Below are 12,189 nucleotides of genomic sequence, written 5' to 3'. Positions count from 1 at the left end.
CCCTCATGAACGTCGAGTCGGCTCCGCGCTTTTCGCTGGCGGACCACGGTACCTCCAGTGCCGCCTGCAATGTCTTCCTGTATCGCCAAAGCATCCGGGTTTCCATCACGTGGGATAGCGAAAGGCGCTGCGCCACCGCGCGGCGTCTTGATACCTGTGGCCTCAAGGATTTTCCTTCCATCGTGGCCTGGCTCATCTTCCATGCCCGCAGCTGGTTCCGCCTGGAGGGCAGCGCATGCTGGAGCCTGAACGCAGAGGACCGCCAGATAATCCGTACCCTGGAGGGACAGCGCTCCGCTGGCGTCTCCGTCACGATCGGGCTCGACACGGCGGCGCTGGGCGCGCAATTGGAGAAGGCAGCCAACGAGGGCGGGCTAGCCTACGTCGAAGCGTTCCGAGGCCTTGTCGCCCGGATCGAAGAATGTGTGGCTGAGCGTCCACAGACCGCCGCCGCGTGGGTCGTCGCGGCAATCGATTGCGGGCAACGATGGTGCCAGAACTGGTCGGACGAGACCCGACAGCATGCCGATGTGCTGTGGGTCAGGCTGTTTCAGGCGGCGGCACGCACGCCGGCGAAGTACCGGTTTCCGATCGTGCTGGCCCTGGGCAGGGCGGCCAAGCGCGGCGAGCAGTGGCCTTCTGCTTGCGGCGCGGAACTGGCGCAGCTGCGCGACCACCCGCACGCGCACATGGTGGAAACCGCCCAGCGAATCGCCCCGCTCACGGGAGAGGCCAGGCAGCAAGCGCTGGACCGGGTGCTGCTCTTTTGCCGAAGCGATGGGGACGAGCCGGCATCGTCGCGCGCTGATCTCATTGTGCTACTGGCGCTTCTGCTCGGTGCGGACAACCTGCGCAAGGACCCGACAACGCGCGAGCTGCTCGGAGGCGCGGCCATCGATCTGGCGAATTCTGGCGAATTAAAGGGGCTGCTGGGGCTGGGAGCGCAGATGACCAACGGCACGGTGGCCGAAGGCATCGAACTGATGCTTGCCCAGCATCCGGACGCCCGTGCTGCCTGGATGCGTGCCTGGCTCGCCGGCGGCTTGCTTGATCCCTTGCGCGAGAAGGAACTGCCGGGCCGGATCCACATGCTGATGCATCTGCTCGAGTCACGGCAGGCGGATCTGCCGCTCGACCTGCGCGCCACGATCGCCCAAGCATTGACGGACCGGTTGACCCGTATGGCCTCCACAAAATCGCCCTTGCTTGCCAACCTGAATCTGCCCGCCGGGTTCGATCTGCTGGAGCGGTCCCTGCCGCGTGAGGGCAAGGACCATGCGCACGAGGCGCTGCAAGCGCTGAAGCGGCTCTGGACCGATCCGCTGCCGAGGGTGGCAAGCGCGCGCTAGCGCCCTCGCACGATCCCGAAGGCGTACGTCCGTTCGTCCTGACGGGGCGTCACCACATAGCCCTTCTTTGCTGCCCAGACGTTGATCTGGTAGTACAGCGGGATGACCCCGTAATCCTTGATGCCGATCTCGGTGGCCTCCTGCAGCAGCTTCTCGCGAGCCCCGTCGTCGATGGTGGTCAACGCCGCCGACAGCTTGGCATCGAGCGCCGGGTTGCTGTAGCGGCCGCGGTTCGATGCGCCCCAGCCCTTCTCGGTATCATAGGTCGCCAGCAACGACTTCAGCGACGAGCCCGCTTCGCCTGTGTCCGCGCCCCAGCCGGCCAGCAGGAACGAGAAGTCCAGCTTGTTGGCGCGCGTGAAGAAGGTCGCGGACGGCATGGCTTCGACACGCGTCTGGATGCCGATGCGCGTCAGCATCGAGGCGATGACCTGCGCCACCTGTTCGTCGTTGACATAGCGGTTGTTGGGCGAATGCAGCGTCAGCTGAAAGCCATCGGGGTAGCCCGCTTCCGCCAGCAGTTTCTTCGCCGCGGCCGCGTCGGCCGCATCCGGCTTCAGGCCCGGCACATGACCGAACAGCGAGCTGTTGACCAGCTGCCCGGTCGGTTCCGCGGCGCCCTCCATCACGCGATCGACGATCGCCTGGCGCGAGATGGCCCTGGAGATCGCTTGCCGCACCCGCGCGTCCTTGAGGGGGTTCTTCTGCAGGGGGCGTCCGGCCTTGTCCGCGACGAAGGGCGAGACGTCGCGGTGGGTATCCATATGCAGGTACATCATCCGGAACGTGGGCACCTTGTAGACGGATACGTTCGGGTCGGCGCTGAGCTTGCGGATATCCGACGTCGGCACGTTCTCGATCACCTGCACGTCGCCCGCCAGCAGCGCGGCCACGCGCGGCGCATCGTTGGTCAGGATGCGCAGCGACACCGTTTCCCATTCCGGCTTGCTGCCCCAGTACGCGTCGTTGCGCGCCAGCTCGACACGGTCTCCCTTGCGAAAGGCCGCGAACTTGTACGGGCCCGTGCCGACCATCGCCTTGCCGCTGTTGAAGTCGTCGGAACTGGCGTTGCCCGCAGCCTTCTTCGACACCATGTAGATGGTCGACAGGTCGTTCGGCACCAGCGGATACGGCCCGTCCGTCGTGATGCGCACCGTCAGCTTGTCCACCGCCACCACCTTGCGAAACGCCTTGGTGTAGATGGTGTAGGGCGACGGGCTGTTCTTGACCGTGGCAGGCCGGGCCAGCGAGAACACCACGTCATCGGCGGTGAATTCCGAGCCGTCATGAAAGCGTACGCCCGGCCGCAGCTTCACTTCCCAGTTGCTGTCGTCGATGGCTTTCCAGCTAACCGCCAGGGCCGGCTTGAAGCGCATCTTTTCGTCCTTGGCGATCAGCGTCTCGAACATGTGCTCGGCGACGTTCGCGTTGGGCGTGACGTTGTGATAGTGCGGGTCCAGCGAGGTAATGTCGCCGGACAGGCCAATCACCAGTGGCGCGGCCTGGGCGGGCACCGCTGCGGCGGCGCAGCACAGGCTGGCGCCGATGACGAGGGATTGCAGGGTACGACGGAGCGAAGGCATGCAGGAGTCCCCGGGGTGTCGATGGTGGGCCGATTGTCCGAACCTGTCCTCCCCAGTGTCAAGGCGGGCCAACCCACCCCCGCGATCCTGCACCGCGGTGAAGCCAGTCGCACGCGGTCAGTGCAGCGCGGCGGCAGGAAACCCGGCGAACTGGCTTCCTGCGCCATCGTCGTGCAGCCGCGCGGCAGTCAGAAGGTGGTCCGCAAGCCGACCTTGACACTGCGGCCGGGCAACGGCGCGACATCCCGCAGGATCGACGTGGCGTTGCGCGCCTCTTCGTTGGTCAGGTTGTCGCCGCGCAGATACACCAGCGTCTGCGTGCGCCCGGCGCGGAGCTTGTAGGTCAGCGCCACGCCAAGCATGGTGTACGCGTCGGTCGGCGTGTCGGCGGTGGGCACGCGTGACTGCCGCGCGGACCAGTTCACCTCGAGCCGCGCGCCGAACGCCCCCGCGCCATAGGCGAGCGCCGCGCCCAGCCGCAGCGGGGCCAGCCGGGGCAGCGGCTCGCCGGTATCCCGGTTCTCGCCACGGACATAATCGGCGCGGGTCTCCAGGTCCAGCGTGTCCGTGCCGGTGAACAGCTTCTGCCCGAGCCGGGTCTTGCCCTGCGCTTCGATGCCGTAGAGCGTGGCCGGAATGCCCAGGTACCGATACTCCGGCAGCGCCCCCGCGCTGCCGGGGGCGACCAGTTCCCCTTCCTCGTCGCGCGCGGCGCCGGTGGCCGAGAGCGCCAGATAGTTGGAGAAGCGGCTATAGAAGCCGCTGACCGACGCGCTGTGCGGCCCCTGACGGAAGCGCAGGCCGAGATCGAACGACGTTGCCTTCTCCTTGCTGGCATTGGGATCGCCCTGTTCCCACGCGCCAGTGGCGACGTGCGGGCCGTTGGCGTAAAGCTCGTAGAAGGTTGGGGCACGCTCGGTATAGGCGAGATTGGAGGTCAGGGACCATGCCGGCGCCAGCTTGACCAGCAGACCTGCCGAGGCACTGCCCGCATTGAAACGCCGATCGCTGTCGGCAAAGCGTGCGTTGTCTCCCGCGCGCGCCTTGACCGCGGTATGGTCCATGCGACCGCCCAGGTTGAGGCGCACGTCGCCCGCCGCGTCGAGCGGAAGCTCTTCGAAGACAAAGAGCGCGGCGTTGTCGGTGTCGCTGCCGGGTACGAACGCCTCTTCGCCAAGGGCGGAAAAGCGGCTCGCGCCGAACTGGGCACCGATCACCCCGGTCATCATGCCGATACGGCCGTGCCGGGCCTCCACCCGGGCATCCCAGCCGTGATTGCGGAACACCGTGCCGGTCTCGCCGCCTTCGATCTCCTTGTGTTCGTAGTCGGTGTAGCCAACCCGGGCCTTGATCGACTCCAGCAGCCCGCCAGTGCCGCCGGCCAGGTTGCGCGCCTCGCCCTCCAGCGCGAACTTGTCCTGCTTCATGTCGAGCCGCACCGCATCCTCGGCGGGCGTGCCGTACTCGTTGCGGTAGGCGCTGTAGCTGGCGCCGACGAAGCCGTCCGCCCAGGTATAGGAGCCGCCCAGCGCGCCGCCCTCCTGGCTCGCATTGGTATTGGGCAGCCGGTGGCGTGCCTCCGCCTCGCCGTCCTCCAGCGGCTGCTCCCGGCGCAGCCGGTCGCTGCGGGCAAAGCCAGGGATGCGCAGGTCGCTGGTACGACGCGCAAAGGCGTCGGCATGGACGGCGAAGCGGCCATTGCCGGCCTCGATCAGTCCGCTGGCGTTGCGCCCGGCGTCGCCTCCCGCCGTCGCACCGATATCGGTCCTTCCGCTGACCCCTTCCAGCGGCGCCTGCGGGATCCGGTTGTCGATCACGTTCACGACCCCGCCAATCGCATTGCCGCCATACAACAGCGCGGCCGGCCCCCGCACCACTTCGATCTGCTCGGCCACCAGCGGATCGAGCGGAACGGCATGGTCGTACGACAGTGTGGCGGCGTCCAGGCTGGAGCCGCCGTTTTCCAGCACCTTGATGCGGTCGCCGTCCAGGCCGCGGATCACCGGCCGGCTCGAGTTCGGGCCGAAGTAGGTGGAGCTGACGCCGGGCAACTGGTTCAGCGTTTCGCCAAGGGTGCTCTGCTGGCGCAGCGTCAGGGCGTCACCCTGGAGTACGGAGACCGGCGGCACCAGTTCGTTCAGTTCGCTGCCCAGCGGGTTGGCGGTCACCACCACTTCCTTCAATACCTGTTCCGAAGCGGGCGCGGAGGCGGGGGAGGTGGCAGCGCCGAGCTGGGCGGCGGATTGCGCCAGGGCGGCGGGGCAAATCGACAGCAGAAAGACGGCGGCGGCAAGCGGGGTCATGCGCAGCCGTGGGAAACGGACGTGGAGAGTCATTTTGGCAAGGAGCGAACGGGCGGTCTCGCCCCGCGGCCAGGCCGATATCGGCCGTCGTCCGGCCCCCAGGGGATTGGCAGGGGCGCCGGCGGCGGGCAGCGGGGATGGGAAGGACGAGCCTTGCTTGCGAGCCGGGTCGTCAGCCATTGCCACCATGCGCGAGCATCAGGCTGGCGGCGGCCGATGACGGCGCAAGTGGGGACTCGATTGCAAGCTCAGGCAGCGAGCCCAGCGGCAGGAGGCGCCCGCGTCAGGAAGGGGCGGGCAGGAGGGAGATGCGGCCAGCGCCAGTCCAGGGCCAGCGGCAGCCGGGGCCGCTCGTGCGACAACGCGAGCGGCGAGGGCAGCGTGCAATGGGCATCGGCCATCGCAGCGGCATCGAAGAGGACGCAGGAATGGCCGGCATGCTGCAGGGCCGCGTGCCCGGTCCCGTCATCGGCGCGGATGAGGGGCCGGCCCGCAACGGCATGGCTTGTGCCAACGGCAGCCCCTGCCCCGGCCTTGAGGACCAAGGGCTGCTGCGCGGCCGCTTCCCCGCCGGCATGCCGTACCCGGTGAATCAGGCCTGCGCATTGCGCGGCCAGCAGCGACAGCACCAGCCAGATCGCCAGTGCGTGCAGTCGCCGCCTCAACCGGGACGGCATTTCAGTGCGCATGACCGCCGTGGCGGTGAGGCTCGTGGCAGTCGCAGGCACCGTGCTCGTGCGTGTGCGCATGATCATGATCGGCGCTACCCGCCCCTTGATCGGCATGCGGATCCTCGTCCTGCCATGACGGGAACGGATCGGCAAGGCTTGCCCATTGATCCGGCCCGGCCGCCATCTCCGCATCCGACAGCAGGCAGGCGTCCAGTTTCGCTTCGAGCGCCGTGCGATCCAGCGCCTGGCCGATCAGTACCAGTTCCTGACGCCGGTCTCCGAAGGGGGAGGGCACGCCATCGACTTCCGAGTCGGCCTGAATTGCCGCCCGGCCCTCTTCGTCCTGTGGCCATTCCTCGGGGTCCAGAGCGGCCCACCAGAAACCGGCGCCGCCATGGCGGCAGACGCCGCCGGCCTGGCTCCAGCTTCCTGCCGTATCCATGCGGGTGGCCAGCCAGAAGAAGCCCTTGGAGCGCAGTACCTTGCCGTGCTCGCGCATCCAGTCCGTCTCGATCAGGTCGGCAAAGCGCTGGGGATGAAAGGGGCGATGGCGCCGATAGACGAAACTGCCGATGCCGTACGCCTCGCTCTCCGGTACGTGCTCGCCGCGCAGCTCGGCAAGCCAGCCGGGCGCCGCCGCCGCGGCCTCGAAATCGAAGCGGCCGGTATTCAGGATCTTGTCGAGAGGCACCTCGCCGAACCGCGCCGGTACGATCTCGGCGCGCGGGTTCAGCGCATGAAGCAGCGCAGCGAGCCGTTGCCGCGTCGCCTCGTCCACCAGATCGAGCTTGTTGAGCACGATGACGTCACAGAATTCGACCTGTTCGATCAGCAGGTCCACCACCGTGCGGTCGTCGTCCTCATCGCGCGCCTGGCCGCGCTCTTCGAGGAAGTCCGCCTGTTCGAAATCGGCGAGGAAATGTGCCGCGTCCACGACCGTCACCATGGTGTCCAGCCGCGCCACCTCGGCCAGCGTCTTGCCGCTCTCGTCCTCGAAGGTAAAGGTCTCGGCGATCGGCAGCGGCTCGGCTACGCCAGTCGATTCGATCAGCAGATACTCGAAATGGCCCGCCGCCGCCAGGGCCGCGACCTGTTGCAGCAGGTCCTCCCGCAGCGTGCAGCAGATGCAGCCGTTGGACAGCTGCACCGGCCGTTCTCCGGTCTGGCTGAGCGCGGCATCGTCAAGCAGCCGGGCATCGATATTGATCTCCGCCAGGTCGTTGACGATCACTGCCACGCGCTTGCCCGCGCGGTTTGCCAGGACGTGCTGCAGAAGCGTCGTCTTGCCGGCGCCAAGAAAGCCGGACAGGACGGTGACGGGGAGGCGATCGGCCATGACGAATCAAGTGTTGTGACCTCCGCGCAGGCGGAGATCTGGCAGCTGTTTTTGCAACAAGGTTGCAACTGTAGCAGAAAGCCGCTGCAGGCGGCAAAGACAGCATAGCTTGCCTGCACCTCGGAAAACGTGTCCGGCCGATACCCAGCGGTTTTTCTGGCCCTACAAGAAAAACGGCCCGGATGACCGGGCCGTTTTGCAACAGGGGCGCGCCTAGCGAGAATCAGTCGCCGAACAGCTTCTGACGCAGTTCGCGCCGCTGCTGCGCTTCCAGCGACAGCGTCGCGGTCGGGCGAGCCAGCAGGCGCGGTACGCCGATCGGTTCACCGGTTTCCTCGCACCAGCCGTAGTCGCCGGACTCGATGCGCGCCAGCGATTGCTCAACCTTCTTCAGCAGCTTGCGCTCGCGATCCCGCGTACGCAGCTCCAGCGCGTGCTCTTCCTCGATGGTGGCGCGGTCCGCCGGATCCGGCACGATCACCGTTTCGCGCAGGTGCTCGGTCGTCTGGTCAGCGTTCTTCAGAATTTCATCGCGCAGCTGTTCAAGGCGATTCTTGAAAAAGGCCAGTTGAGCCTCGTTCATATAATCCTTGTCGCCCATCTTCAGGATTTCAGCTTCAGTCAGAAGTTTATTGCTGCTCATGGTTGCTGCTGATTCTCTTGTTGATGCGACCGGCGGCGATTTCCGCTCGGATGCAGTGTCGGTCCGCTGTTGCGTCGCGACAGTTTCACTCTGGCTGGCTGCAGTCTTGCTGCTACGCGTGCCCCCCTTTTTCTCCCCGGCCGTGGTCTGCACCGAACCGCTGCGGGAAGTGGGCGCAGATTTCTCCGCCTGCGCCTCGGACGTATCGGCCGCAACCCGAGCGGTCGTGCTGCGGCCATCTTTCGTTTTTGCTGCGGCTACCATGGGACCTTCTCCGGCATCAATCGACATCGCTACCGTTGCGCACTTCGGCAACGCTCCGTCGATGCGGCCTCGGAGGTCCGCGCGCGTACAGATTGCCCCCCGCATGGACCAGCAGCCGCACCAGGGACGGCCCGTCTCATGCCGACGACGTACTGCCGTCCGACTGCGATCCGGGCCGGATCTGGCGACCGCCCCCAATCGAGCCGGCCTATTGTACTTGAACAAATTTCCGGGAGATACCAGAGAAAACCGGACAGATGGTTAGGTATTTCACCCACCCGCGGTGCCGAAACCGCCTTTTGCAAGAATGGGCAGCGCTTCCGCAGACCATCTCCGACAGTTTTCACAAAAGCGACACAGCCGCCGACCCGTGGCCGGCGGCTGCCCTGTTGGTACGCCGAGGTTCCGGTGCGACCCTAGGCCAGGCAGTTCGCCAGCCCCTTCAGGATGGCATCCTTGGGCAGATCCACGCCGATGAACACCATTTTGGTGCCCGGCGTTTCGTCTTCCCATTTGCCACCGATGTCGCTGCCCATCAGCTGGTGCACCCCCTGGAAAACGACCTTGCGATCCACGTTCTCCATATAGAGAACGCCCTTGTACCGCAGCAGGCGCTCGCCATACACACTGAGGATGCCGGACAGGAACTGCTCCAGCCGCTCGTAATGGAAGGGCTTGTCACTGCGAAATACGAAGGAGCCGATGCGGTCGGTATGGTGGTGATGGTGGTGGTGATCGTGGGCGCTGCCGTGGGCATGACCGTGATCGTGACCGCAGTCGTCGCCGCAGTGCTCGTCATGCTCATGCTCGTGGTCGTGTTCCTCCGCCTTCAGGAAATCCGGATCGATCTCCAGCTTGGCGTTCAGGTTGAAACCGCGCAGGTCGAAAATCGACTCGATCGGCGCTTCGCCAAAATGCGCCGTGCCGATCGGCGCGCGCGGATTCATATGCAACAGGCGATGACGCAGCGCATCAATCTCTGCGTCCGACACCAGATCCGCCTTGGTAATGAAAATGGCGTCGGCAAAACCGACCTGGCGCTGCGCTTCCTCCTGCTTGTCCAGCTGCTGGTCCGCATGCTTGGCATCGACGAGGGTCACCACCGCATCCAGCAGATAGCGGGACGCAATCTCGTCATCCATGAAAAAGGTCTGCGCCACCGGACCGGGGTTCGCCACGCCAGTGGTCTCGATCACTACCCGGTCGAACTGGATCTCCCCGGCGTCCTGGCGGCTGATCAGATCCGACAGCGCCTGCACCAGATCGCCACGGATGGTGCAGCAGATGCAGCCGTTGCTCATCTGCACGATCTGCTCCCGGCCGTCCTGGACGAGGATTTCGTTGTCGATGTTCTCTTCGCCGAATTCGTTCTCGATCACGGCGATCTTCATGCCGTGCTGTTCATTGAGAATCCGCTTGAGCAAGGTCGTCTTGCCACTGCCCAGGAAGCCCGTCAGGATCGTGACCGGGATCAGTTTTGACATGTTGTTTCTCCGGAGGAGGGGGGCGCGGACGCAGTACGCGTCCCGCACTCGGCGCAAACGCCGTTGACGGTCAGTTCAATATGCTCGATGGCGAAGCCGCTCGGCAGGTCCGGAGCGGCCTGAGGCGCAGGCGCGCTCTGGCCTTCCAGGCAGAAGGTCCTGTCGCAGCGGCTGCAGTGGAAGTGGTTGTGCTGCCGATGGACTTCGGCGCGCGCGGCCTCGTGCTCGATCAGGGAGAAGCGGAAGACCCGGTCGTTGCCGGCCCGCTTTTGCGCCATCCCCTGTTCCACCAGCCAGTCGAGTACCCGATACACCGTCACCCGATCGATGGCGCCATCGGCGGGCAGCCGGTCGATGACGGCCTGGTGCGTCAAGGGGACTCCCGTATCGATCAGACACGCCAGGATGGAGAGTCGCGGCTGCGTCACCCGGGCACCGAGGGCACGCAAACGCTCCTCGGCGGCCTGGAACGCAGGCGACTGGCTCGTATCGGTCATTGGCATGGGGCGATTTAACCATAGCAGCCCCCGTGTTGCAATTCAGTTGCGACAGGGCGGTTCAGCCCGGCGGTGCAGGCCCGATGGAACAGGGCGGGTATTTCCTGATATTTGGTGCCATATCCGGTTGCTAGCATGCGCTCCTATCCGAGACTCGGGAAATACGCCCGGGATCCCCCCGGAATGGGGGGCGGAGACGCCGGAATTCGGGTTCGCCAGGGCGATTCAATGCCGGGCGGACGTTGCAACCGGACGGGGCAGGGTAATCAGGAGAAATAATGAAACAAGTAGCGAAATCGGTAGCGGCGGCTCTCGCCTTTGTAGCACTGGGCGCACAAGGTGTTGCGCAGGCGCAGGAATTCCCGGGCAGCCGCCCGGTATCGGCGGTAGTCCCCTTCGCTGCCGGCGGCCCGACCGACAAGGTCGCCCGCGAGCTGGCCATGGTCATGTCCAAGCATCTGGGCGCCACCATGGTCATCGAAAACCTGGGCGGAGCCGGCGGCACCATCGGCGCCAAGAAGGTCTTCCAGTCGAAGAACGACGGCCACACGGTGCTGATCCACCATATCGGCATGTCCACCGCTCCGGCCCTGTACCGCAACCTTGGCTTCGATCCGCTCAAGGACTTCGAATACATTGGCGAAATCGCCGACGTGCCCATGGTGCTGGTCGGCAACAAGAACCTGCCGCCGAACACCTTCCGCGACCTGCTTCCGTACATCAAGGCCAATGCCAGCAAGATGTCGCTGGCCAACGCCGGTATCGGCTCGGCCTCGCACCTGTGCGGCCTGCTTTTCATGAGCGGGATCCAGACTGAAATGACCACGGTGCCGTACAAGGGGACCGCCCCGGCACTGACCGACCTGATGGGCGGCCAAGTCAACCTGATGTGCGACCAGACCACCAACCTGGCGGGCCAGCTGAAGGCGGGCTCCCTGAAGCCGTACGCCACCATGCAGTCGCGCCGCGTCGAGGCCTTCAAGGACATCCCGACCGCTGCGGAGCAAGGCCTGCCGAATATCGAAGTCAAGATCTGGCACGCGATGTATGCACCGAAGGGCACACCCAAGCCGGTCATCGACAAGCTGTCCGCCGCCCTGCAGAAAGCCGTGACCGACCCGGGCTTCCGCGCCAAGATGGCCGAACTCGGCGCCGAGGCCGTGCCCGCGCAGCGCGCCACTCCGGATTCGCTGCGTACCTTCCTCGCCAGCGAAATCAACAAGTGGACCCCGGTGATCCAGAAGGCGGGCGTCTACGCGGACTGATCGCTGTCGCTGGCCCCTGCAGTGTGACGTTGCAGGGGCAAGGTGGCAGAAGCGTTACAGTCGCCCCGCCAGGCGGCAAAAAGGCCATGCGCAAGCATGGCCTTTTTTATTGGTCGCGGCACAGGACGACAAAGCCGGCCCCGCACCCGCTATATAGTGGCAGGAATGCCTGCGCGCATCCTCCCCCGTCCTCACACTTGAATTCGGTCCGGGCGTCGCCAAGTAGCTGACTGAACCAATCACTGAACGACCATGGAACAGTATCACGGCACAACGATTGTCAGCGTCCGGCGCGGAAACCAGGTGGCGCTTGGCGGTGACGGACAAGTCACCTTGGGCAATATCGTGATGAAGGGCACCGCCCGCAAGGTCCGTCGCATCTACAACGGCAAGGTCCTGGTCGGGTTTGCCGGCAGTACCGCAGACGCGTTCTCGCTGCTTGACCGTTTCGAAGCCAAGCTGGAGAAGTACCAGGGCAATCTCACCCGGGCCGCCGTGGACCTCGCCAAGGACTGGCGCTCGGACCGCGCGCTGCGACGCCTCGAGGCCATGCTGATCACGGCTGATCGCGACACCACCCTGGTGATCACTGGCAACGGCGACGTGCTCGATCCGGAGGGCGGCATTGCCGCAATCGGGTCCGGCGGCGCCTACGCGCAATCGGCCGCAAAGGCCCTGGTGGAGAACACCGACCTGTCCCCGCGGGATGTGGTCGAAAAATCGCTGGGCATCGCCGGCGAACTCTGCATCTACACCAATACCAACTTCGTGATCGAGTCGCTCGAGTAAGCGAC

The 12,189-nt window shown here is 65.6% G+C and carries 10 protein-coding genes; 3 read left to right on the top strand and 7 right to left on the bottom strand.

Annotated features, from left to right (window positions below; genetic code table 11):
* The first annotated feature begins 5 nt into the window (after positions 1–5).
* Positions 6–1,349, top strand: coding sequence for a hypothetical protein (locus tag K6V06_RS06830; protein ID WP_222241326.1), 1,344 nt, complete (start codon positions 6–8; stop codon positions 1,347–1,349).
* Here the strand turns inward: K6V06_RS06830 and K6V06_RS06825 are convergent.
* The 7 genes from K6V06_RS06825 to K6V06_RS06795 form a co-directional block, all read right to left on the bottom strand.
* Positions 1,346–2,932 carry an ABC transporter substrate-binding protein gene (locus K6V06_RS06825; protein ID WP_222241324.1) on the bottom strand — a complete coding sequence of 529 codons (1,587 nt, stop codon included), beginning with the start codon at positions 2,930–2,932 and terminating at the stop codon, positions 1,346–1,348. The two genes, K6V06_RS06830 and K6V06_RS06825, sit on opposite strands and share 4 nt — an antisense overlap.
* A 188-nt stretch (positions 2,933–3,120) precedes the next feature.
* The gene (locus K6V06_RS06820) at positions 3,121–5,235 is read right to left on the bottom strand and encodes a TonB-dependent receptor (protein WP_255581647.1); all 2,115 of its coding nucleotides are present in this window, start codon (positions 5,233–5,235) and stop codon (positions 3,121–3,123) included.
* Positions 5,236–5,483: 248 nt separating this feature from the next.
* On the bottom strand, positions 5,484–5,912 hold the full coding sequence (locus K6V06_RS06815; RefSeq protein ID WP_255581646.1) for a hypothetical protein: 429 nt from the start codon (positions 5,910–5,912) through the stop codon (positions 5,484–5,486).
* Position 5,913: 1 nt separating this feature from the next.
* Positions 5,914–7,242: a zinc metallochaperone GTPase ZigA gene (gene zigA / locus K6V06_RS06810; protein WP_222241318.1), complete on the bottom strand. Its 1,329-nt coding sequence runs from the start codon at positions 7,240–7,242 to the stop codon at positions 5,914–5,916.
* 223 nt (positions 7,243–7,465) lie between these two features.
* Positions 7,466–8,149 carry an RNA polymerase-binding protein DksA gene (gene dksA / locus K6V06_RS20660; RefSeq protein ID WP_255581645.1) on the bottom strand — a complete coding sequence of 228 codons (684 nt, stop codon included), beginning with the start codon at positions 8,147–8,149 and terminating at the stop codon, positions 7,466–7,468.
* A gap of 416 nt (positions 8,150–8,565) precedes the next feature.
* Positions 8,566–9,633 carry a GTP-binding protein gene (locus K6V06_RS06800; RefSeq protein WP_222241316.1) on the bottom strand — a complete coding sequence of 356 codons (1,068 nt, stop codon included), beginning with the start codon at positions 9,631–9,633 and terminating at the stop codon, positions 8,566–8,568.
* The gene (locus tag K6V06_RS06795; RefSeq protein WP_222241313.1) at positions 9,621–10,136 is read right to left on the bottom strand and encodes a Fur family transcriptional regulator; all 516 of its coding nucleotides are present in this window, start codon (positions 10,134–10,136) and stop codon (positions 9,621–9,623) included. Before K6V06_RS06795 ends, K6V06_RS06800 begins: the two co-directional genes overlap by 13 nt.
* 272 nt (positions 10,137–10,408) lie before the next feature.
* Between K6V06_RS06795 and K6V06_RS06790 the strand changes: the two genes are divergently transcribed.
* A complete protein-coding gene (locus tag K6V06_RS06790) occupies positions 10,409–11,395 on the top strand; it encodes a tripartite tricarboxylate transporter substrate-binding protein (protein WP_222241311.1) in 987 nt (328 codons plus the stop codon).
* 252 nt (positions 11,396–11,647) lie between these two features.
* Entirely contained in the window at positions 11,648–12,184 is a 537-nt protein-coding gene (hslV, locus tag K6V06_RS06785) for an ATP-dependent protease subunit HslV (protein WP_222241309.1), read from the top strand.
* Positions 12,185–12,189: the final 5 nt, after the last annotated feature.

The organism is Cupriavidus sp. AU9028 (assembly GCF_019795295.1).
Classification (GTDB): domain Bacteria; phylum Pseudomonadota; class Gammaproteobacteria; order Burkholderiales; family Burkholderiaceae; genus Cupriavidus.
The sequence above is the reverse complement of the archived record's forward strand: the minus strand, read 5'-3'. Positions and strand labels throughout refer to the sequence as shown.